We start from the raw sequence: 21,414 nt of genomic DNA, 5'->3' as shown, positions 1-21,414 counted from the left end.
ATCGAGCTGCTCTCGCGCGCATCGCGCATCGAGTTCTACGGCGCGGGCGGCTCCGGCATCGCGGCGCAAGACATCCAGCACAAATTTTTCCGGCTGGGGATCCCGAGCGTCGCCTATGCGGATCCGCACACCTACACGATGTCGGCGGCGCTGCTCGGCGAATCGGATGTCGTCGTGACGATTTCGAACACGGGCCGCACGCGCGACATCGTCGAGGCTGCGCGCTCAGCGCTTGCGTGCGGCGCGAAGGTCATCGCGATCACGCACAGCAACTCGCCGCTCGCGCAGCTTGCGACCGTGAGCCTCGTCGCGAACGTCGCGGAAGAAACGGATATTTTTTCGCCGATGACCTCGCGCGTCTCGCATCTGGCCATCGGCGACATCCTCGCCGTCGGCGTCGCGCTTGCGCGCGGGCCGGACCTCGTCGATAAACTCGGCCGAGCCAAGAAGGCGATCACGCAGCGGCGAATCGAAGCGCCGCCGCGTGAAGAAGAGTTCGATTAGAACGGTTTGACGACGACGAGCGCGACCGCCGCGATGAGGCCGAGCACCGGCAGCTCGTTGAAGAAGCGGTACCACCGGTCGGAGCGGCGATTCTCGCCGCGCTCGAACGCCGCCAGTAGGCGGCCGCAGTAGGCGTGATAGCCGATCAGCAAGAGGACGACGCCGAGCTTGGCGTGCATCCAACCTTGTCCTTGCCCGATACCGTAACCGAGCCACAAGCCGAGCCCGCAAGCGAGCGCCACGACGGCGATGACCGACATGAAGCGGTAAAGCTTGCGCGCCATCGTCAGAAGCCGCGCCACGGCGGCAGCCTCCGACTCCATGGCGAGATTGACGAAGATGCGGGGCAGGTAGAACAGGCCTGCAAACCAAGAGGCCACGAAAACGATGTGAAAGGTTTTGAGCCAGAGCATCGGTAAGGTTACGTCGTCCGTTATCGTTAGTTCGTATCGGTTCGTATCGGTGCGATCGGCATAGTACCGGCGCGTATGCCGCGCCCCGGCAACCAGCGTCTTACCCGGCGCTTATTGCCGCACTTCGCCGTGCCCCAGCACGACGTATTTGAGCGAGGTGAGCCCTTCGAGTCCCACGGGACCGCGCGCATGCAGCTTGTCGTTCGAGATGCCGATCTCGGCGCCGAGCCCGTATTCGAAGCCGTCGGCGAAGCGTGTCGAAGCATTGACCATGACGCTGGCCGAATCGACTTCGCGCAGGAAGCGCATTGCGCGATCGTGGTCTTCGGTCACAATCGCATCGGTATGGGCGGAGCCGTAGGTATTGATATGCTCGATCGCCGCATCGATGCCGTCGACGACCTTGATCGCGAGCACCGGTGCGAGATATTCGGTGCGCCAATCTTCCTCGGTCGCGTCGACGAGCGCGAGCGCCGGCGCGTCGCTGTCCCAAGGTGCCGCTTCGAGCGCTGCGCGCGCCTGCGCATCGACGCGCAGCTCGACGCCCTTGTCGCGATACACGCGCGCGAGCGGCGGCAGCGCGGCGTGGGCGATGCCCCGTGCGACGAGCAGCGTCTCCATCGTATTGCAGGTACCGTAGCGATGCGTCTTCGCGTTATCGCAAACGGCCAGCGCTTTGCATAGGTCGGCGCGGTCGTCGACGTACACATGGCAAATGCCGTCGAGGTGCTTGATCATCGGGACGCGCGCTTCCTCGATGAGCCGTGCGATGAGGCTCTTGCCGCCGCGCGGCACGATCACATCGACGTATTCGGTCATCGTCGCGAGCTTGCCGACGGCAGCGCGGTCGGCCGTTTCGACCACCTGCACGGCGTCGCGCGGCAGACCGGCCGCCGCCAGTCCCTCGCCGATCAGCGCAGCAAGCGCGGTGTTCGACGCGAGCGCTTCCGAGCCACCGCGCAAAATCGCCGCGTTGCCCGACTTCAAACACAGCGCCGCCGCGTCGATCGTGACGTTCGGGCGCGACTCGTAGATGATGCCGATGACGCCGAGCGGTACGCGCATGCGCCCCACTTGGATGCCGCTCGGGCGATATTTGAGATTATCGATTTCGCCGATCGGATCGGGTAGCGAAGCGACTTGGCGCAACCCTTCGATCATCGTTTTGAGCGCCTTATCCGACAGCGTCAAACGATCGACGAACGCCGCATCCATGCCTTTCTCGCGGGCCTTGGCCACGTCGAGTGCGTTCGCGTCCTTCAACGCCGCTTGCTCGCGCTCGATCGCATGGGCGATGGCGTGAAGCGCGTCGTTCTTGGCGGCCGTCGCGGCCCGTGCCATCGCACGCGAGGCGCCGCGCGCGCGGCGGCCGATGGCGGTCATGTACTGGTCGATATCCATCATGATTCTCGTTCGTCGCGCACGCGGCGCGGATGCTAAGTGCAAAGTGTTCGCGATGACGGCAATGCCGACGCTTCGATTCTAAGCCGTCAGGCGCCGCTCGCGCGTGCGGCGCCGCGCTTGGCCGGTGCGGCGACGAGGGCGGCGAGCTCGAACATGCCTTCCCAGGGATCGGGCGGCAAGGCCGCGCGCCGCCGGCTGCCCGGTGCGCTACCCGTCAAGCCTTTCACCTGACGATCGAGTGCCGCGGCAAGCGCAAGACCTTCCTCGAGCAGCGGCTCAGTCACGCGCGCGAGCGCGGGCGCAACGAGCCGCTCGCGCGGACCCCACACGCGATTCTCGCGCAGCAGCATCGCCAGCGGCTTGCCGGCCGCCGCGCCGCGCTTGATCTTGAGCAGCGTCCGCAACTCTTCGGTGAGCGCCCACAGCACGAGCACCGCGGCTTCGCCTTCGCCCTTCAGTCCGTCGAGCATCCGCGATAGCCGGCCTACGTCGCCGGCCAGCATCGCCTCGTTCAGCTTAAAGACGTCGTAGCGCGCAACGTTGAGCACCGCGTCATGGACCTGCTCGAACGTCAATACGCCTTCGGATAAAGCAAGCCCAACTTTTGAATTTCTTGGTGCGCGGCCAGTAGATTGCCCTCGACGCGCTCCGCGATGAATTGCAGCGCGCGCCGGCCCTCTTCGCCCGGCGCGACACGCTGGCGTTGCAACGCCAACCGCTGCCCCACCCAAGCCGGCAACTGCGCGCGTTCGATCGGATCGATCCGCAACGACACGCCCCGCTCGGCCAGCGCCGTAAACCATGCCGATTTTTGCGTCGCAGCGTCGAGCCGCGGCAGCGTGACGAGCGTCAATACATCGGGATTGTCGGCCGCGGCGAGCGACTTGAGCGCATCGGCGCCTTCCTTGCCGGGCTTGCCCGACGGGATGCGCAACTCGATCAATTGACGATCGCCGAACAGCGACATGGATTGCGTCGCCCCCAAGAGCGAACTCCAATCGAAGCTGCGCTCGACCGTAAAGACGTTGCGCTCGGTGAAGCCGGCTGCGCGCGCGGCCGCGCGGATGCGGTCGCACGCTTCCTGCGCCAGCAAATGCTCGTCGCCGTAGACGACATACAAGCCGGAGAGGCCTTTCGTCAAATGGGCGTCGAGTGCATCCAGTCGCAATTGCATAAGCAAAAAACCGTGCGTGAGCGGGGTATGTGGATCAGAGCGGCGGCGGCGGCAACGGCGCACGCGGCGCGACGCCCGGCGTCTGCTCGCTCGGCGTCGGATGCAGCGAATGAACGGTTGCAAGACGGCGCGTCAGTTGATCCACCGCATCGTTTTGCATGTCGGCGTACAGGATATCGGTCTCCTGCGCCTTCGCCTGTGCGTACGCTGTCGAGTACGTCATCGCCCGGTTCAGCTGGATCGCGCTCTGCGGAATCAGCAACGCGCCATCCGCGCCGGTCAGCGTATAGGCCAGCGAATAGGTCAGCGCGTATTCCTCGGCGGCGCCGGCCGAATTGAGCGTCAGCACCGACTGACCGCGCCCTTCGCTCAGCGACAAAACGGCATCGGCGGTCGCCGTCGATTTCACGACGACCGTATCGCTGCCGCCCTCGATCATGCGCGTGAGGCGCGCGGCGACGACGGGCGGTGCGCCCACGATCGCAAGCCGCTTGAAGGCATAGTTTTGCTGGCCGCGCAGCTGAAACCCGCAAGCGGCCAGCAACGTCGTGCCGCATACGAGCGCTAAGAACGATCGGCGAATCACATTGACTCCTTGATTGAATCGCGCGAAGGCCTTATCGCCTTCGCGCGCTGCGCCGTCAGACGACGACGTTCACGAGGCGGCCCGGCACGACGATGATCTTCTTGGGGCTCTTGCCTTCGCTGAACCGCTGGAACATCTCGTGCGCAACGGCCGCTGCTTCGATCGCTTCGCGCGGCGCATCCTTGGCGAGCGTCAGCGCGCCGCGAACCTTGCCGTTGACCTGCAATACCAGTTCGATCTCGGCTTGCTCGAGCGCTTTTTCGTCGACCTTCGGCCACGGCGCGTCGAGCAGCGAGCCAAACTCGCCCGTGAAATCGAGGGCATCCCACAGCGCAAACGTCACGTGCGGCACGACCGGGTACAGCACGCGCAGCAACACGCCATAGCACTCGCGCAGCACGCCCGGGCACGCCTGCTTGGCGTCCTCTAGCGCGTTGAGCATCTTCATCGCGGCCGAAACGACGGTGTTGTACTGCAAGCGCTGATAGTCGAAATCGGCCTGCTTGAGTACGCTGTAGATCTCGCGGCGCAGCGTCTTATCGGCTTGCGCGAGCTCGGCCGCATCGAACGTTTCGCGTGCGGCGAGCGCGGCTTGATTCGCATGCCCGAACGCCCAGACGCGGCGCAAGAAGCGGCTCGCCCCCTCGACGCCCGAGCCCGACCATTCGAGCTGCTGCTCAGGCGGCGCGGCGAACATCGTAAACAAGCGCGCCGTATCCGCGCCGTACTGATCGATGAGCACTTGCGGGTCGACGCCGTTGTTCTTGGACTTCGACATCTTCTCGACGCCGCCGAGCACCACCGGTTGTCCGTCGCCGTTCAGCGTCGCACCCACCGGGCGGCCCTTGTCGTCGTGCTCGACCGTCACGTCGGCCGGGTTGTACCACGTCTTCTTGCCCGACGGGTCTTCGCGATAGAACGTTTCGTTCAGCACCATGCCCTGCGTGAGCAGATTCTTGGCCGGCTCGCCGAACTTAACGAGCCCCATGTCGCGCATCACCTTCGTCCAGAAGCGCGAATAGAGCAAGTGCAAGATCGCATGTTCGATACCGCCGATGTATTGATCCATCGGCATCCAATACTCGGTACGCGCGTCGACCATCGTCTCGGCGTCCGGGCACGTATAGCGCGAGAAGTACCAGGACGAATCGACGAACGTGTCCATCGTGTCCGTTTCGCGCTTAGCGGGCGCGCCGCACTTCGGACACGCGCAGTTCAGGAACGCCGCCGACTTCGCGAGCGGGTTGCCCGTGCCGTCCGGCACGAGATCCTCGGGCAGCACGACGGGCAGATCCTTTTCGGGCACCGGTACGTCGCCGCAAGCGGCGCAGTGGATGATCGGAATCGGCGTGCCCCAGTAGCGCTGGCGCGAGATACCCCAATCGCGCAGACGCCACGTGACTTGCTTGTCGCCGACGCCCAACGCCTTCAGGTCGGCCGAGACGGCATCGACGGCCTGCTCGTAGCCCATACCGTCATAGCGGCCGCTTTCGATGCAGACGACGCCTTCCTTCTCGCCATACCACGCTTGCCATGCATCGAGCGAATAGTCGCAGCCTTCCTTCGCGATCACTTGCTTGATCGGCAAACCGTATTTCTTCGCGAATGCGAAATCGCGCTCGTCGTGCGCGGGCACGCCCATGACGGCGCCTTCGCCGTAGTTCATCAGCACGTAATTGCCGACCCACACTTCGACGCGCGCCTGCGTAAGCGGATGCGTGACGTAAAAGCCGGTGGGCATGCCCTTCTTTTCCATCGTGGCGATGTCGGCCTCGGCCACGCCGCCTTGCCGGCATTCGTCGATGAACGCCTGCAACTCGGGCTTGCCCTCGGCCAGGCGCGCAGCCAACGGATGCTCGGCTGCGATCGCGCAGAACGTGACGCCCATGATCGTGTCGGCGCGCGTCGTGAACACGCGCAGCAGCGTTTGCTCGCCGTCGAGTTCGTAGGGGAAACCGAAGTTGACGCCGAAGCTCTTGCCGATCCAGTTCTGCTGCATCACCTTGACGCGCTCGGGCCAGCCGAGACCGTCCAAGTCGTTCAGCAGCTCGTCGGCGTACTGCGTGATACGCATGTAGTACATCGGGATCTCGCGCTTCTCGACGAGCGCGCCCGAGCGCCAGCCGCGCCCGTCGATGACTTGCTCGTTCGCGAGCACCGTTTGATCGATCGGGTCCCAGTTCACCGTGCCCGTCTTCTTATAGACGATGCCCTTCTCGAGCATCTTCAAGAACAGCCACTGATTCCACTTGTAGTACTTCGGATCGCAGGTGGCGACCTCACGCGACCAGTCGATTGCGAGGCCGATCGACTGCATCTGCCCCTTCATGTAGGCGATGTTCTCGTAGGTCCACTTGGCCGGGGGCGCGCCGTTGGCCATCGCCGCGTTTTCGGCCGGCATGCCGAAGGCGTCCCATCCCATCGGCATCAACACGTTGTAGCCGTTCATCCGCAGATAACGGTACATGACGTCGTTGATCGTGTAGTTGCGCACGTGCCCCATGTGCAGCTTGCCCGACGGATACGGCAGCATCGAGACGCAATAGAACTTGGGCTTGCCGGCGACTTCGGCCGTACGATAGGCGTCAGACGCGCGCCATTGTGCCTGGGTGGCGGCTTCGATGTCGGCGGGTAAATATTTCTCTTGCATGGCGGTGGTTCAGGCTAGGCTGTCGTGGCGCGTAGCAACGCGGGCGCGGCGATACGGGAAATGCATGGTTCCCCGCAAATGGGGAAAGCGTCGATTATACCGCCCAGGCGAGCGCGAACCGCTGCGTTTAGGCGCTTGCCGTTACGGCTGCTTGGCGGCCGGCGAAGCCGGGACGGCGTGCGCACCCGGGCGCGCGCCGGGCGGCGGCGGCTCGGTCACGAAGCCGATGCGATCGAGCCCCGCCTGTTGCGCGGCGCCCATCACTTGCGCGATCACGTCGTAGCGCGTGGCGCGCGAGGCGCGTAGATGAAGCTCGGGCGGCTGCGCGGCCTTGCCCGCTTGTTGTAGACGAGCATTGACCGCATCGAACGCGAGCGGTTGCCCATCCCAATAAAACCGGCCCGCATCGTCGATCGACAGCGTGATGGTTTGCGGTGTTTGCGGCGCGGCCCCGGATGCCACCTTGGGCAAGTCGAGCCGAATCGCGTGGGTGAGCAGCGGCGCCGTGATGATGAAGATCACGAGCAAAACGAGCATGACGTCGATCAACGGCGTCATGTTGATATCGGCCATCGGCGCGGCCGAGCGCTCTTTGTCGAAACCGCCGAATGCCATGCTCTTCGTCTCCTCGCTTGGATCGCCCGGTGCGGCCGAATCAACGCGCCGTGCGCACGACCTCGTCAGTTCGCGTGCTCGAGGGCGAAGTGCCGAGGACAACGCCGTTTGCATGGGAGCGGTCCGCATCGGGAGCGCAGACATAGGCGTGAAGATCGTGCGCGAAGCCGTCGAGTTCCTCCGCGAGCTGCCGCTGCATCCGGCCGAGCACGTTATAGGCGAGTACCGCGGGAATGGCGACGACCAGGCCGAAGGCCGTCATGATGAGCGCCTCGCCCACCGGCCCCGCGACATTTTCGATCATCGCCTGCCCGCTCGCGGCAATACTGCCGAGCGCGTGATAGATACCCCAGACGGTACCGAGCAAGCCGACGAACGGCGCCGTACTGCCCACCGACGCGAGCAGCACCTGGCCGAACTCGATCCGGCGCTGCGAGGCAAGCAGCGCCTCGCGCAACGCACGCAGCACGCGTTCGCCTCGCTCGACGCGCGCGAGCATCGCGGACGGCGCGTGGACCTCGGCCGCGGCCAACGCGGCCTGCGCGAGCGGAACGAAGATGCCCTCGCGGTCGGCGGCGCGCAACGCGAGCACGCCCTCGGATAGGCTGGCCGATTGCCAAAACAGCGCGATGGCGCGCGGCCCCTGGCGTTTCGCCCGCGTGAGCATCCAGCCCTTCAGGATCACAAAACACCAGCTCGCGATCGACATGGCCAGCAGCACATAAGCGACGCCGTGCGTCAGCGCGTCGCCTGCTTGCAAATAGTGAACGATGCCTGTGTTTTGCATGCGAATCCGAATCCCAGAACGAAAGCGCAGCGCGACCCGGATCAGCGCAGACCGAGCACGTCCTGCATGTCGTACAAACCGGCGCCGCGCTCGCCTAGGAAGCGCGCGGCCCGCACCGCACCTTGCGCGTACGACACGCGGCTCGCCGACTTGTGCGTGATCTCGATGCGCTCGCCCGTACCGGCAAAGAGTACCGTGTGATCGCCGACGATGTCGCCGCCGCGAATCGCCGAAAAACCGATCGTCGACGGATCGCGTTCGCCGGTTACGCCATGGCGCCCATAGACCGCGCACTGCTTCAAATCGCGGCCGAGCGCGCCCGCGATCGCCTCGCCCATCGCGAGCGCCGTGCCGGAAGGCGCATCGACCTTATGGCGATGGTGCGCCTCGATGATTTCAATGTCGTAGCCGGTCGCGAAATGGCGAGCGGCGAATTCGAGCAGCTTGAGCGTGACGTTCACGCCGACGCTCATATTCGCCGCGAAGACGATGCCGATTCGCTGCGCCGCCGCGCGGATCGCCTCGCGCTGATCATCGGCGAAGCCGGTCGTGCCGATCACGAGCTTCTTGCCATGGCGCAAGGCCGCCTCGATGTGCGCCATCGTGCCTTCGGGGCGCGTGAAATCGATCAGGCAATCGGCGCCCGCGAGGACCCCGTCCAAATCGTCGGTCAACGCGACGCCCGTGTGCTGCCCGAGGAATGCGCCCGCATCCTCGCCGAGCTGCGGCGAACCCGCGCGATCGAGCGCGCCGGCGAGCGTCGTGTCGGGATCGTTCAGAACGGCTTCGATCAGCATCCGGCCCATCCGGCCCGATGCGCCCGCGATGGCGATTTTCGTCGGCGACATACATATCCCTTTTCAATGACGGGCCGGGCGGCCCGCGGCGCTCATGCTTATTAGCGCCTCGCAAAAGACAAAGGCGGGCGGCGCGACTTGCGCACGGCCCGCCCGCAAAGCTCGTTCACGCCCGAGGCGGCGTCAGCGGCCCATCGGAGAGCGAAATCGGCAGCGCGCAATCGACATACGCGCCCGCCATTCGCTCGGACCGCCGGGGCTCATTGCGTACCAGCCGGGCCCACCGGGTTGGCGTTGTCCGTCGACGACGGCTGCGGTTCGCGGTGGAACTGAAATTGCGGCGTCGCGCTCTGTACACCGCCCGACGGCGAGGGCGCACCGGAACGCACCGCGGGCTTTGCCGATACGGCCGGCACCTGATTCGTCGCGCGGTTCGCCGCCTGTGCGGCCTGAGTATTGGCCGCCTCGGCCGCCTCGCTGCTCGGTTCGGCCGCCGCGGCCTGCGCCGCGGAACTCGAAGCCGCGCTTGCCGCCGCCGCCGCAGCAGCAGCCTTCGCTTTCGCCTTCTTGCCGAGCTTGTCGCCGTCGATGTCGGCCAGCAATTCGAGTTCGGACGGCAGATCCTCGCCGCCCGCCCAGCTCACGACATGGTCGCCTTGGAAGTTGACGACGAAATCGCGCTGCTGCACGACAGCCGTGGAGCCGCGCTTGAAGTAAAAGACGTAGTCCCACCGCTCGTCATGGAACATATCGGTCAGCAACGGCGTACCGAGTACGGCCTTGACCTCGTCGCGACTCATACCGACGTGCATCTTCGCGGCCGCTTCCTTCGAGACGAAGTTGCCCTGCACAATGGTGATGCGATACGGCGTAATGCTCTGAGCGACGCGCTGCGTGAGGCTGTCGTAGGTCGAACATCCCGCAACGAGCGCAACCGTCGAGGCAGCGATCAACAGCTTGCGCACGTGACTCCCCCCGCGCTTCATAAGAAAATTTGGACTCATTTCACTCACCGTGCGGGCCCTTTTTTGCCTTGCACCGGACCGCGCGAGTTTCACCGAAGATGACCAGAACGGCAAAAAGCCATTACTATTCGAATCGTGCATTGTACTCTAGGGATGCCTAGCCATGACCAATCCTACCGATCTCAAAAACATCGGGCTAAAGGCGACCCTACCGCGCCTCAAAATCCTCGAAATTTTTCAACGTAGCGCCGTTCGGCATTTGACCGCTGAAGACGTCTACCGGAACCTGCTGAACGAAGAACTCGATATCGGCCTCGCCACGGTCTATCGCGTCTTGACGCAATTCGAGCAGGCCGGCCTGCTCTCGCGCAGCAATTTCGAATCGGGTAAGGCCGTGTTCGAACTGAATGAAGGTTCGCATCACGATCACCTCGTATGCATCGACTGCGGACGCGTCGAGGAGTTCTTCGATCCCGAGATCGAAAAGCGCCAGCAAAAAATCGCGGAAGAACGCGGCTTTAAGTTACAGGAGCACGCGCTAGCGCTCTACGGTGTTTGCACCAAGGAAGCGTGTCCGCATCGCAAGCACTGACACTCATGTAGGCGCGCTGACGCGTGCGCAAACGACAAGAGCCGCCCTCGGGCGGCTCTTGTCGTTTCGACGCTCGAGAACCCGCCCCCGCGTGCGCGGACGGGCTCGAGGCTGCCGATTTACTTGGCCGTCGCGAGCGCGATAGCCGTGTCCAACATGCGGTTCGAGAAGCCCCACTCGTTGTCGTACCAGCTCGACACCTTCACGAGACGGCCGGCCACCTTCGTGAGCGTTGCGTCGAACGTCGACGATGCCGGGTTGTGGTTGAAGTCGATCGAAACGAGCGGCGCCGTGTTGTAGCCGAGGATGCCCTTCAGTTCGCCTTCGGCGGCTTCCTTCATGATCGCGTTGATTTCCTCGACCGTCGTGTCGCGCTTGGCGATGAACGACAAATCGACGATCGACACGTTGATCGTCGGGACGCGAATCGCGTAGCCGTCGAGCTTGCCGGCCAGTTCCGGCAGCACGAGGCCGATCGCTGCGGCCGCGCCCGTCTTCGTCGGGATCTGGCTATGCGTGGCCGAACGCGCACGGCGCAGGTCTTCGTGATAGACGTCCGTCAGCACTTGGTCGTTCGTGTACGCGTGCACCGTCGTCATCAGGCCCGATTCGAGGCCGATCTTGTCGTTCAGCGGCTTGACGAGCGGCGCGAGGCAGTTCGTCGTGCACGATGCGTTCGAGATCACCGTGTGCTCGGCCTTGAGCTGGTTGTGGTTCACGCCGTAGACGATCGTCGCGTCGACATCTTTGCCGCCCGGCGCCGAGATCAGGACCTTCTTCGCACCGCCGGCCAAGTGCGCGCTCGCCTTTTCCTTCGACGTGAAAAAGCCCGTGCACTCCATCACGACGTCCACGCCGAGTTCGCCCCAGGGCAGCTCGGCCGGGTTACGGTTCGCCAGCACGCGGATCTTGTCGCCGTTGACGACGAGGTTTTCGCCCTCGACTGCCACGTCACCCGGGAACGGGCCGTGCGCCGTGTCGTACTTCGTCAGATGGGCGTTCGTCTTCGCGTCGCCGAGGTCGTTGATCGCGACGATCTGTAGATCGTGTTTCTTGCCGCTCTCGTAGAACGCACGCAGGGTGTTGCGGCCGATCCGGCCATACCCGTTGATTGCAACGCGTACCGTCATGATGGTTCTCCTGATATTGGGGCTGAAAAAAACCGTCGTACCTCATGCCTCCCGGCGCATGGCGAAGCGAGGGCCGCGTTCGCGATGCATCGGGAAGCCGTATTGCGTCTTCCCGCGAGTCTATCGTTACTCGAGCGCCGCTTTGGCCGCTGCGACAACGTGCTCCACGGTAAAGCCGAAATGCTTGAATAGGACACCGGCCGGGGCCGATTCGCCGAACGTATCGATCCCGATCACGCCGCCCTCGAGACCGACGTACTTGCGCCAGAAGTCGGTCACGCCGGCTTCGATGGCCACGCGGCGCACGCCCTTGGGCAGCACGCGCTCGCGGTACTCGGCGTCCTGGCGGTCGAACACGCTCGTCGCCGGCATCGAGACGACCCGTGCCGCGATGCCCTGCTGCGCGAGCGGCTCGACGGCGTTCAGCGCGAGTTCGATCTCCGAGCCCGTCGCAATCAGAATGATCTTGCGCGCGACGATTTCGTCGTTCCAATCGCGCAGCACATAGCCGCCTTTGGCGACGTTGGCGATCTGCGCATCGCTACGCGGCGCGAACGGCAGGTTCTGGCGGCTGAAAATCAGGCACGAGGGACCTTGATATTCGATCGCCTGCGTCCAGGCCACCGCCGTTTCGACCGTGTCGCACGGGCGCCAGACGTGCAGGTTTGGAATCAGGCGCAGGCTGGCGACGTGTTCGACGGACTGGTGCGTCGGACCGTCTTCGCCGAGACCGATCGAATCGTGCGTGAACACGAAGATCGAAGGCGACTTCATCAACGCGGCAACGCGCAGCGCGTTGCGGCTGTAATCGGAGAACGTCAGGAACGTGCCGCCGAACGCCTTATAGCCGCCGTGCAGCGCGATGCCGTTGATCGCGGCGCTCATACCGAATTCGCGCACGCCGTAATTGATGTGGTTGCCCCACTCGATGCCGTGCTCGCCCGTGCGCACGGGCTTGCTCGCCTTCCAGTTCGTGAGATTGGAGCCCGTCAGGTCGGCCGAGCCGCCGAGCAACTCGGGCAGCGCCGCGGCGAGGCCTTCGATCGTTTGCTGGGATGCTTTGCGCGTGGCGACCGTCTCGGCCCGCTCGTTCGCACCGGCGATGATCGCTTGCGCCTTCGCCGCCCAATCGGCGGGCAGCTTGCCGCTTGCGCGGCGCTCGAATTCGGCCGCCTCTTGCGGATACTTGGCACGGTATTGCGCGAACGCGTCGTTCCACTGCGCTTCGCGCGCCGCGCCCGCTTCCTTCGCGTCCCATGCCGCATAGACTTCTTCCGGAATGACGAACGGCTCCCACTTCCAGCCGATCGCTTCGCGCGTCGCCGCGATTTCCTGCGCGCCGAGCGGTGCGCCGTGCGCATCATGGCCGCCCGCCTTCGTGGGCGCGCCCTTGCCGATCACCGTCTTGCAGCAGATCAGCGTGGGCTTGTTCGCGCGCTTGGCTTCGGCGATCGCCGCATCGATGGCTTGCACGTCGTGCCCGTCCACATGGCGGATGACGTTCCAGCCGTAAGCCTCGAAGCGCTTGGGCGTATCGTCGGCAAACCAATATTCGACGTGGCCGTCGATCGAGATCCCGTTATCGTCGTAGAGCGCAATCAGCTTGTTCAGCTTGAGCGTGCCCGCGAGCGAGCAGGCTTCGTGCGAAATGCCTTCCATCAAGCAGCCGTCGCCGAGGAACACGTAGGTGTGGTGATCGACGATCTTGGCGTCCGCCTTGTTGAACTCGGCGGCGAGCAGCGATTCCGCCAACGCCATGCCGACGGCGTTCGCGAGACCTTGACCCAGCGGGCCCGTGGTCGTCTCGACGCCCGGCGTGATGCCGTATTCGGGGTGGCCCGGCGTCTTCGAATGCAATTGACGGAAGTTCTTGAGCTCCGCGAGCGGCAGATCGTAGCCGGTCAAGTGCAGCAACGAATAAAGCAGCATCGAGCCGTGGCCGTTCGACAGCACGAAACGGTCGCGGTCGGCCCAATGCGGGTCGAGCGGGTTGTGCTTCAGATGTCGCGCCCAAAGGGCGACGGCGATTTCAGCCATGCCCATCGGCATGCCGGGATGGCCTGAGTTCGCTTGTTGGACGGCATCCATAGCGAGCGCGCGGATCGCGTTCGCCATGAGAGCGGTGGAAGCGGGAGACGAGGTCGTCATGTCGAGTCCGGAGAACGAGTCGAGAAAGCGTGGCGCGCAATGGACCGCTGCTCGTATTCGACCGCCGCCCGCGCGGGCGGGGCACCTGCCGCGGCGCGACACGAAGGGAGCAAACGGACAGGCTGCAAAGCGTGCCATTCTAACAGATGGCGCCCGTCCGCTTGCCGAACCGCACCGGCCAATGCAATCCGGGTGGCCCCTAGCGCGGTTCTATAATTCGAGCATTGCGACCCGATTGCAAGCACCCATCTCGCCGTGTCTTCCCCGACCGATCCGCCCCTTCTTTTTCATCCCGCGCCCGGCGCCGTCTACGGTTTCCCCGATGCACGCCCCGTGGCGCAGGTCGATTCGCCGTACCAGCGCATCGAGGTGTGGGATACCGCGCAGCTCGGGCTACTGTTTACGCTCGATGCGCGCCCGATGACCTCGGTGGGCGACGAATTCGTCTATCACGAGTGCATGGTGCATCCCGCGGCGCTCGCTCATCCGGCGCCGCGCAAGGCGCTCGTGCTCGGCGGCGGCGATGGGGGCGCGGCGAGGCAACTGCTCGCGCACCCGAGCATCGAGCGGATCGTCGTGGCCGAACTCGACGCGGCCGTCGTCAGCATGGCACGCGAACATTTGCAGGACGTGCATCACGGCGCGCTCGACGATCCGCGCGTCCAACTGGTTATCGGCGACGCCGCCCGTTTCGTCGAGACGACGACTGAACGGTTCGATCTCGTCGTATTCGACTTGACGCCGCCAGACTCGCCCGCCTCGGCACTCTACACGGCCCCGTTTTACGAACGGTTGAAATCGGTGTTGGCGCCGCGGGCGATGTTGTCGATGCATCTCGGTTCCGCCCAATTTCATCTCGAGCGGGCCGGCGCGCTCGTACGCGGGTTGCGCGAACGCTTTTCGATGGTGCACGTGATGTCCGCATTCGTACCGCTATACGGATCGCTCTGGCTCATGGCACTGGCGAGCGACACGCTCGACGCCGCCTCGCTGTTCAAACACGACATCGACGAGCGGCTCACGGCCCGCGGTATCGACGGCTTGCGCTACTATGACGCCGCGCTGCACCCGGCGCTGTTCGCCCTACCGCGCGCCATCCGCGCCGTTTTGGGCTGACGGCCCACCGCTTTTTCACCGACGCTTTTTCACCGATTTACGAACGCCGCTTTATGCCCCGCTTTTTCGTCGATTCTCCCTTTGCGCCCGGGGACGTGCTCGCGTTGCCCGACGAGGTCGCTCGTCATGTCCAAGTGCTGCGCCTCGCGGCAGGCGATTCGCTGACGCTGTTCAACGGTCGCGGCGGTCAGCACGAGGCCGAACTCGTCGAGATCGGCCGGCGCAGCGCAGTGGCGCGGATCGGGGCGTTCGAGTCCGTCGAGGCGGAGCCGCCGTATCGCATCACGCTTGCTCAAGGGGTCGCCGGCGGCGACAAAATGGACTGGCTTATCGAAAAAGCCGTGGAGCTCGGGGTCACCCAAGTCACGCCGCTCGTAACGGCCCGATCGGTGGTGCGACTGTCGGGCGAACGTGCGAGCCGTCGGCATGCGCACTGGCAAGGCATCGTGCGAGCGGCCTGCGAGCAGTGCGGGCGCAATCGCGTTCCCGAGGTCGATCCCGCTTGCGATTTGTCGAAATGGCTGGAGGCATTGCCCGCGCCGGCCGAAGGCGGTGCGATGCGCCTCATGCTCTCGCCGCGCGCTGAGACGGCGTTCGCATCCTTGCCTGTCTCGCCCCCGCCAACCGGCGTTGTCTTGCTGATCGGACCGGAGGGTGGGCTGGCACCGGAGGAAGAAGAGGCGGCGCTCGCGCACGGATTTGCCGCGCTCTCGCTAGGGCCGCGCGTATTGCGTACGGAGACGGCCGGGATGGCGGTGCTGGCCGCCCTCGCCGCGCGCTGGGGCGGATGGTGAAACGCGGCCCGCATGCGGCGGTGAAGCAAGTAAGAAACACACAGGCCCGCGCAAAGGCGGGCCCGATGATGAACGCGAAAGCGGCGGCGCGGACGCACGGTCGCGCGCCATGGGCCTACCGGCGATCAGGCAAACGAATAGAACACGCGGAACGCGACCTTGCGCTCGGCCCAGAACTCGGCCGCTTCGCGGAACACGTCGAGCAGCGTTTCGCGCCCTTCCTTGTCGAATTTTTGCGCGATCGGCAGCCCTTCGAGAACGATGACGAAGCCAGGCTGCGCGCCGGCCTTATGCACTAGATCCGTCAGGCAATCGTAGAGCGCGTCGTAGTTCTTGCCGAAATGCTTCGGAAACAGGAACGACGTGGCGATCGTTTCCAGCACTTCCTGCTTCGAGGCAGCTTGCCCGCAATAGGCAAAAAGGAAGTGCTGCTCGAGCCGCGCTGCTTCGTCGGCGAGATCTTGGACGCGAAACGCCCGGATCGATTGGACGATGTTCGGTCGCACGGTCGCGAAAAGGCTCATGGGCTCCTCGCTCGGTGAATGCCGGGATGCCGCGTCGCCCTCGGCGCCCTGACCGTGCTCGGTCATGCGCAGTTGCATGACGCGCTGAAAAAGATTGCCGTCGCCGGCCGCGAACAGATCCGTCGCGACTGCGGTTTCGTGCGCGTAGACGTTGTCGCTCATGCCGTTCATCCCAATGTCATTCAACAATGCGTTTGAAACTGTTGTAGTGGTCGTCTGAATAAAAGCAGTTATCGGTCCGCCCCGGGGGCCCGCCGCAAACGATGCGGCGCGCGCCGCGATTTCTCGCTCGCGGCGTGGGGACCGTGTACTCATGGTAGTAACCGCGCCGGTGCGGTGGCAGCATCCGCTCGAAATTGCCGAACACGACGCCGTCCTTTGCGTACGGATAGGGGCCGCCGGCTGCGATCAGCTTCAAGGTGGCTTGCGCCTCGGGCGGCAATTGCGTCGGCTCGATCGTGCCTGCCGCGCCCGCCGACGAACTCGGCACCTCGCGCGCCAACGCCACGGGCGGAGCGACCGGCCCGCCGGGCAGGCCAATGCCGGACCAACCGGCTACGGCCACGAAGGCCGCGATAGCACCGTGACGAAGCCACTGAGCTGCTCGTTCGCGTGTTCCCGCGCGTGTCATCGGCCAGAGTTCCTGCTGCTCGATCGAAAGTGAACGACCACGAAAAGTGTAAGGGTATCCCTAACGGCCCTCGGACGCAATCTTTGTGTGGAAAATGAAAGGTTTAGCTGCGTTTTGCGGGATTTCCGATGGTCCTATTTATCTTGCTCAAGATAAATTTTCACCCACCGCAAGATAAGATCCGGTCCGACGGTAACCGGTGCGGCGAGTCTTTGCCTCCTCGCCGCGGCGATCGGAAATCGTCGTTTCACGCATTTGGGGCGGCAGCCTCTCTTTTCGCCCCCGGCGTGCCCGCAACGGGCACGCCGTTTTTTCTTTGCCGCCCCGATCGAGCGCGTTAGCGCCCTGCCGCGCTCACGTCGGCCACGAGCAAGGCCGTCATGTTGACGATGCGTCGCACCGTCGCCGATTCGGTGAGCACGTGCACGGGCTTGGCCGCGCCAAGCAAGATCGGCCCGATCGCGATATTGTTGCCCGCGGCGGTCTTGAGCAGGTTGTAGGCGATGTTCGCCGCATCGATGTTCGGCAGCACGAGCAAGTTCGCCTCGCCTTCGAGCGTCGATTCCGGCAACACCTCCCGGCGCAGCGCCGGGTCGAGTGCGACGTCGCCGTGCATCTCGCCGTCCACCTGCAAATCGGGCGCACGTTCGCGGATCAACTCGAGCGTATCGCGCATCTTTTGCGCCGAGGGCGCGTTGCTCGTACCGAAATTCGAATGCGAGACGAGTGCAACCTTCGGCTCGATACCGAAGCGGCGCACTTCTTCGGCCGCCATGATCGTGATTTCGGCCAATTCGGCAGGCGTCGGATCGACGTTGACGTGCGTATCGACGAGGAAGATCTGACGGCCGGGCAGCACGAGACCGTTCATTGCCCCGAACACCGTGCAACCCTCGCGTTTGCCGATCACTTGATTGATGAAGTGCAAATGGCGATGCGGCGTGGAGATCGTGCCGCAAATCATGCCGTCGGCCTCGCCCTTCTTGACGAGCATCGAGCCGATCAGCGTGGTGCGCCGGCGCATCTCGACCTTCGCCAACTGCTGGCTGATGCCCTTGCGGCACATCATCTTGTAGTAGGTCTGCCAAAAATCGCGATAACGCTCGTCATGCTCGGTGTTCACAACCGTGAAATCGACACCCGGCGTAAGCCGCAGCCCATAGCGCTCGATGCGATGCTCGATCACCGCCGGGCGGCCGATCAAGATCGGCTTGGCGAGTTTTTCGTCGACGACGATCTGCACGGCGCGCAGCACGCGCTCTTCCTCGCCTTCGGCGAACACGATGCGCTTCTTGCCCGGCTCGACGCTACGCGCCTGCTGGAAGATCGGCTTCATCGTCGTACCGCTGTGGTAGACGAACTGCTGCAAATGCTGCTTGTACGCGTCCATGTCCTCGATCGGCCGCGTCGCGACACCGCAATCCATCGCGGCTTGGGCGACGGCCGGTGCGATCTTCACGATCAGACGCGGATCGAACGGCTTCGGAATCAAATATTCCGGTCCGAACGACAGATCCTGGATACCGTAGGCTGTCGCGACGATGTCGCTTTGCTCTTGCCGCGCGAGCTCGGCGATTGCATTGACCGCCGCGATTTCCATTTCACGCGTGACCGTCGTCGCGCCGGCGTCGAGCGCGCCACGGAAGATGAACGGGAAGCACAGGACGTTGTTGACCTGATTCGGGTAATCGGTACGCCCCGTCGCGAGCACGGCGTCCGGCCGCACTTCCAGCGCAAGCTCCGGCAAGATTTCCGGCGTCGGGTTGGCAAGCGCCAGGATCAGCGGCTTGGCCGCCATCCCCTTGACCATCTCGGGCTTGAGCACACCGCCCGCCGACAAGCCGAGGAAAATATCCGCGCCTTCGATCACCTCGGCGAGGGTACGCCCCGACGTTTCGCGTGCAAAACGCTCCTTGTCGGGGTCCATCAACTCGGTGCGGCCTTTGTAGACCACGCCGGCCAAGTCCGTCACCAAGATGTTTCGATCGGCAAGCCCAAGTCGACCAGCAAATCCAGACATGCAAGCGCGGCCGCGCCGGCGCCCGAGGCGACGAGCTTGACCTTCGCGATGTCCTTGCCGACGACCTTCAGGCCGTTCGTGACGGCGGCCGCCACCACGATGGCCGTACCGTGCTGGTCGTCGTGGAAGACGGGGATCTTCATCCGCTTGCGGCACTCGCGCTCCACGATGAAGCAGTCGGGCGCCTTGATATCTTCCAAATTGATCCCGCCGAACGTGGGTTCGAGCGCGGCGATGACGTCGACGAGCTTGTGCGGATCGGATTCGTTCAACTCGATGTCGAAGACGTCGATGCCGGCAAACTTCTTGAACAGCACGGCCTTGCCTTCCATCACCGGCTTCGACGCCAGCGGACCGATGTTGCCGAGGCCGAGCACCGCGGTGCCGTTGGTCACGACGCCGACCAAATTGCTGCGTGCCGTGAAGCGTGCCGCGTTCAGCGGATTCTCGACGATTTCCTCGCAAGCGAAGGCGACCCCGGGCGAATACGCTAGCGCTAGATCGCGCTGGTTGATCATCTGTTTCGTCGGCGCGATGGCGATCTTGCCGGGCGACGGAAATTCGTGATAATCGAGCGCGGCTTCGCGCAGCTTCGCCTTGGCGGCAGCGGGATTCGTAGACATGAGGTTCGTGAGTCCAGTCTGTTTGGGTGTTACGCGGATTAGAATGAGTGTTCGACGCATTGTAGCGCCATTCGCCACCGCCCCCGACTGCCTGGTCCGTCCGGACGGGTGTGCCGGGCACTCCCGCGTCGTCGCAATCGCTCACCTTGACCGCACCTATTTATGCCCCTTTCCGAGTTCGCCCTGATCGAGCGCTTCTTCGCGCGGCGCGCACGCCTGAGTCCGGCTAGCGCCGCGCTCGGGATCGGCGACGACTGTGCCTTGATCGCACCGGATGCGGGTGAGATGCTGGCCGTTTCGACGGATATGCTAGTCGAAGGCCGCCATTTCCTGCCCGACGTCGATCCGCGGGCGCTCGGCCACAAGACGCTGGCCGTGAACCTGTCCGACCTCGCCGCGATGGGCGCCAAGCCGCGCGCGTTCACGCTGTCGCTCGCGCTGGAGACGCCGCACGAAGCCTGGCTCGAAGCGTTCGCCGACGGCTTGTTCGCACTCGCGGACCGATTCGGCTGCGAGCTGATCGGCGGCGATACGACGCGCGGACCGTTGAACTTGTGCGTGACGATTTTCGGCGATGTGCCCGCGCACGCCGCGCTGCGCCGCGACGGCGCGCGAGGCGGCGACGACATCTGGGTGTCGGGCACGCTCGGCGACGCGCGGGCGGGGCTCGGCGTCTTGCGCGGCGAATGGCCCGCGGGCCTGTTCGACGCGAGCGACGAGGCGTCGCTGCGCCATGCGCTCGAGCAGCCCGAGCCGCGGATCGCACTCGGTCTCGCGCTACGTGGCCTCGCTCATTCGGCGCTCGACGTATCGGACGGCCTGGCTGGAGACTTGCGCCATATCCTCGAACGCTCGAACGTGAGCGCGTCGATCGACGTCGACGCGATTCCGCGCTCGAGCACGCTGCGCAAGCTGCCGCTCGATGCGCAGCGGCGCTGCACGCTGGCCGGCGGAGACGACTACGAGCTCCTGTTCACCGCGCCGCCGCACGCGCGCGAGGCCATCGCCGATGCCGGCGGACGCGCGAACGTCGCGGTGACGCGGATCGGTACAATTAGCGCCCTGCGTCATGCGACCGACGAGCCGACCATTGCATGGCACGACGGCGCTCACGCCCCGCTTTCCTTGACGCTGCACGGCTTCGACCATTTCGATGCAACCTGATCCTCTGCTTCCCGGCGGCCCGTCCCCCGCCGTCGCCAACGCGCCGCGCACGAAGCGCCGCGCAACCGCGCGCTTCATGCTTTCGCACCCGCTGCATTGGTTCTCGCTCGGTTTCGGCAGCGGGCTCTCGCCCATCATGCCGGGCACCGTGGGAACATTGTTCGCCTGGGCTTCGTTCGCCGCGCTCAACGGGCGCCTGACCGTCATCGAATGGGCCGCGCTTATCGTCGTCGGCTTCATCGCCGGCATTTACATGACCGGATTCACCGCGCGTAAGCTCGGCATGGACGATCCCTCCCCCGTGGTTTGGGACGAAATCGTCGCGTTTTGGCTCGTGCTCGTTTCGTCACGCCCGAAACGTTCGCCGGCCAACTCGGGGCGTTCGTCGTCTTCCGATTCTTCGACATGGTCAAGCCGCCGCCGATCCGCTTCTTCGATCGCCGCGTCAAAGGCGGCTTCGGCATCATGCTCGACGATCTGGTCGCCGCTTTCTTCTCGCTGCTCGTCATCGCCTTGTGGCGCATGACGTTCTGATCGCCGGGTCAACCGGCGCCACGCAACCTTCGCCCAGCCGAGAGCCTCGCAATGCCCACCGATTCCGTCGTTCATCAACTCGCCGTACGCGTCGGCAACAAGTTGCGCGAGATGCGCCTGCTACTTGCGACCGCCGAGTCGTGCACGGGCGGCATGATCGCTACCGCCGTCACCGATATCTCGGGCAGCAGCGGATGGTTCGAGCGCGGCTTCGTGACCTACTCGAATCAAGCGAAAACGGAA

General features: G+C 64.6%; 18 protein-coding genes and 3 pseudogenes. 7 read left to right on the top strand and 14 right to left on the bottom strand.

Going from position 1 to position 21,414, the window contains the following annotated elements:
- Positions 1-504, top strand: a 504-nt coding sequence (locus AB1286_RS21040; protein ID WP_430365194.1) for an SIS domain-containing protein, incomplete at its 5' end; no start/stop codon positions are given.
- On the opposite strand, the gene AB1286_RS21035 is transcribed toward AB1286_RS21040, so the two are convergent.
- The 9 genes and pseudogenes from AB1286_RS21035 to AB1286_RS20995 all read right to left on the bottom strand — a co-directional run bounded on the left by AB1286_RS21035 (position 501) and on the right by AB1286_RS20995 (position 9,934).
- Complete coding sequence (locus AB1286_RS21035) at positions 501-917, bottom strand: CopD family protein (RefSeq protein ID WP_430364059.1); 417 nt, start codon at positions 915-917, stop codon at positions 501-503. The two genes, AB1286_RS21040 and AB1286_RS21035, sit on opposite strands and share 4 nt — an antisense overlap.
- Positions 918-1,028: 111 nt before the next feature.
- Positions 1,029-2,318, bottom strand: a complete 1,290-nt coding sequence (locus AB1286_RS21030; RefSeq protein WP_430365078.1) for a glutamate-5-semialdehyde dehydrogenase — start codon at positions 2,316-2,318, stop codon at positions 1,029-1,031.
- Between the two features lie 89 nt (positions 2,319-2,407).
- Positions 2,408-3,495 (bottom strand): annotated as a pseudogene (holA, locus tag AB1286_RS21025) (DNA polymerase III subunit delta).
- 34 nt (positions 3,496-3,529) lie between these two features.
- Positions 3,530-4,081 (bottom strand): LPS assembly lipoprotein LptE, encoded by a 552-nt coding sequence (gene lptE, locus AB1286_RS21020; RefSeq protein ID WP_430364057.1) that lies wholly within the window; start codon positions 4,079-4,081, stop codon positions 3,530-3,532.
- 55 nt (positions 4,082-4,136) lie between these two features.
- Complete coding sequence (gene leuS, locus AB1286_RS21015; protein WP_430364056.1) at positions 4,137-6,731, bottom strand: leucine--tRNA ligase; 2,595 nt, start codon at positions 6,729-6,731, stop codon at positions 4,137-4,139.
- A gap of 141 nt (positions 6,732-6,872) precedes the next feature.
- Positions 6,873-7,346, bottom strand: a complete 474-nt coding sequence (locus AB1286_RS21010) for an ExbD/TolR family protein (RefSeq protein WP_430364055.1) — start codon at positions 7,344-7,346, stop codon at positions 6,873-6,875.
- A 40-nt stretch (positions 7,347-7,386) separates the two neighbouring features.
- Complete coding sequence (locus AB1286_RS21005) at positions 7,387-8,133, bottom strand: MotA/TolQ/ExbB proton channel family protein (protein WP_430364054.1); 747 nt, start codon at positions 8,131-8,133, stop codon at positions 7,387-7,389.
- A 41-nt stretch (positions 8,134-8,174) separates the two neighbouring features.
- Entirely contained in the window at positions 8,175-8,981 is an 807-nt protein-coding gene (gene dapB / locus AB1286_RS21000; protein WP_430365193.1) for a 4-hydroxy-tetrahydrodipicolinate reductase, read from the bottom strand.
- A gap of 209 nt (positions 8,982-9,190) precedes the next feature.
- Positions 9,191-9,934, bottom strand: a complete 744-nt coding sequence (locus AB1286_RS20995; RefSeq protein WP_430364053.1) for an outer membrane protein assembly factor BamE — start codon at positions 9,932-9,934, stop codon at positions 9,191-9,193.
- Between the two features lie 124 nt (positions 9,935-10,058).
- Between AB1286_RS20995 and fur the strand changes: the two genes are divergently transcribed.
- On the top strand, positions 10,059-10,487 hold the full coding sequence (gene fur, locus AB1286_RS20990; RefSeq protein ID WP_116136726.1) for a ferric iron uptake transcriptional regulator: 429 nt from the start codon (positions 10,059-10,061) through the stop codon (positions 10,485-10,487).
- Between the two features lie 119 nt (positions 10,488-10,606).
- Here fur and gap read toward each other — a convergent pair whose 3' ends face one another.
- Entirely contained in the window at positions 10,607-11,617 is a 1,011-nt protein-coding gene (gap, locus tag AB1286_RS20985; protein ID WP_430364052.1) for a type I glyceraldehyde-3-phosphate dehydrogenase, read from the bottom strand.
- Between the two features lie 126 nt (positions 11,618-11,743).
- Positions 11,744-13,765: a transketolase gene (tkt, locus tag AB1286_RS20980; protein WP_430364051.1), complete on the bottom strand. Its 2,022-nt coding sequence runs from the start codon at positions 13,763-13,765 to the stop codon at positions 11,744-11,746.
- 255 nt (positions 13,766-14,020) lie between these two features.
- On the opposite strand from tkt, the gene speE reads away from it, so the two are divergent.
- Positions 14,021-14,881 (top strand): polyamine aminopropyltransferase, encoded by an 861-nt coding sequence (speE, locus tag AB1286_RS20975; protein ID WP_430364050.1) that lies wholly within the window; start codon positions 14,021-14,023, stop codon positions 14,879-14,881.
- A 53-nt stretch (positions 14,882-14,934) separates the two neighbouring features.
- Positions 14,935-15,675 carry a 16S rRNA (uracil(1498)-N(3))-methyltransferase gene (locus AB1286_RS20970; protein ID WP_430364049.1) on the top strand — a complete coding sequence of 247 codons (741 nt, stop codon included), beginning with the start codon at positions 14,935-14,937 and terminating at the stop codon, positions 15,673-15,675.
- 125 nt (positions 15,676-15,800) lie between these two features.
- Here the strand turns inward: AB1286_RS20970 and AB1286_RS20965 are convergent, their stop codons facing one another.
- The 3 genes and pseudogenes from AB1286_RS20965 to AB1286_RS20955 form a co-directional block, all read right to left on the bottom strand.
- Positions 15,801-16,361, bottom strand: coding sequence for a barstar family protein (locus AB1286_RS20965; RefSeq protein ID WP_430364048.1), 561 nt, complete (start codon positions 16,359-16,361; stop codon positions 15,801-15,803).
- A 16-nt stretch (positions 16,362-16,377) separates the two neighbouring features.
- Entirely contained in the window at positions 16,378-16,830 is a 453-nt protein-coding gene (locus AB1286_RS20960) for a ribonuclease (RefSeq protein ID WP_430364047.1), read from the bottom strand.
- A gap of 337 nt (positions 16,831-17,167) precedes the next feature.
- Positions 17,168-19,594, bottom strand: a pseudogene (locus AB1286_RS20955) (NADP-dependent malic enzyme).
- 41 nt (positions 19,595-19,635) lie between these two features.
- On the opposite strand from AB1286_RS20955, the gene thiL reads away from it, so the two are divergent.
- From thiL to AB1286_RS20940, 3 genes and pseudogenes are all read left to right on the top strand, one after another.
- The gene (gene thiL / locus AB1286_RS20950; protein WP_430364045.1) at positions 19,636-20,637 is read left to right on the top strand and encodes a thiamine-phosphate kinase; all 1,002 of its coding nucleotides are present in this window, start codon (positions 19,636-19,638) and stop codon (positions 20,635-20,637) included.
- Positions 20,627-21,171: pseudogene (locus tag AB1286_RS20945) on the top strand (phosphatidylglycerophosphatase A family protein). Before thiL ends, AB1286_RS20945 begins: the two are co-directional and overlap by 11 nt.
- Before the next feature lie 51 nt (positions 21,172-21,222).
- Positions 21,223-21,414: CinA family protein (locus AB1286_RS20940; RefSeq protein WP_430365192.1), on the top strand; the 192-nt coding region annotated here is incomplete at its 3' end.

Origin of the sequence: Trinickia sp. NRRL B-1857, from assembly GCF_050470685.1 — a bacterium.
In the GTDB taxonomy this organism is placed as follows: domain Bacteria; phylum Pseudomonadota; class Gammaproteobacteria; order Burkholderiales; family Burkholderiaceae; genus Trinickia.
The sequence above is the reverse complement of the archived record's forward strand: the minus strand, read 5'-3'. Positions and strand labels throughout refer to the sequence as shown.

Bases quoted from the DNA above. Each gene is read 5' to 3' on its own strand.
- leuS (WP_430364056.1), bottom strand. From the start codon at position 6,731: ATGCAAGAGAAATATTTACCCGCCGACATCGAAGCCGCCACCCAGGCA.
- AB1286_RS20965 (WP_430364048.1), bottom strand. From the start codon at position 16,361: ATGAGCGACAACGTCTACGCGCACGAAACCGCAGTCGCGACGGATCTG.
- tkt (WP_430364051.1), bottom strand. From the start codon at position 13,765: ATGACGACCTCGTCTCCCGCTTCCACCGCTCTCATGGCGAACGCGATC.
- AB1286_RS20960 (WP_430364047.1), bottom strand. From the start codon at position 16,830: ATGACACGCGCGGGAACACGCGAACGAGCAGCTCAGTGGCTTCGTCAC.
- fur (WP_116136726.1), top strand. From the start codon at position 10,059: ATGACCAATCCTACCGATCTCAAAAACATCGGGCTAAAGGCGACCCTA.
- gap (WP_430364052.1), bottom strand. From the start codon at position 11,617: ATGACGGTACGCGTTGCAATCAACGGGTATGGCCGGATCGGCCGCAAC.
- AB1286_RS20970 (WP_430364049.1), top strand. From the start codon at position 14,935: ATGCCCCGCTTTTTCGTCGATTCTCCCTTTGCGCCCGGGGACGTGCTC.
- AB1286_RS21035 (WP_430364059.1), bottom strand. From the start codon at position 917: ATGCTCTGGCTCAAAACCTTTCACATCGTTTTCGTGGCCTCTTGGTTT.
- AB1286_RS21005 (WP_430364054.1), bottom strand. From the start codon at position 8,133: ATGCAAAACACAGGCATCGTTCACTATTTGCAAGCAGGCGACGCGCTG.
- AB1286_RS21010 (WP_430364055.1), bottom strand. From the start codon at position 7,346: ATGGCATTCGGCGGTTTCGACAAAGAGCGCTCGGCCGCGCCGATGGCC.
- dapB (WP_430365193.1), bottom strand. From the start codon at position 8,981: ATGTCGCCGACGAAAATCGCCATCGCGGGCGCATCGGGCCGGATGGGC.
- AB1286_RS21030 (WP_430365078.1), bottom strand. From the start codon at position 2,318: ATGGATATCGACCAGTACATGACCGCCATCGGCCGCCGCGCGCGCGGC.
- AB1286_RS20995 (WP_430364053.1), bottom strand. From the start codon at position 9,934: ATGAGTCCAAATTTTCTTATGAAGCGCGGGGGGAGTCACGTGCGCAAG.
- thiL (WP_430364045.1), top strand. From the start codon at position 19,636: ATGCCCCTTTCCGAGTTCGCCCTGATCGAGCGCTTCTTCGCGCGGCGC.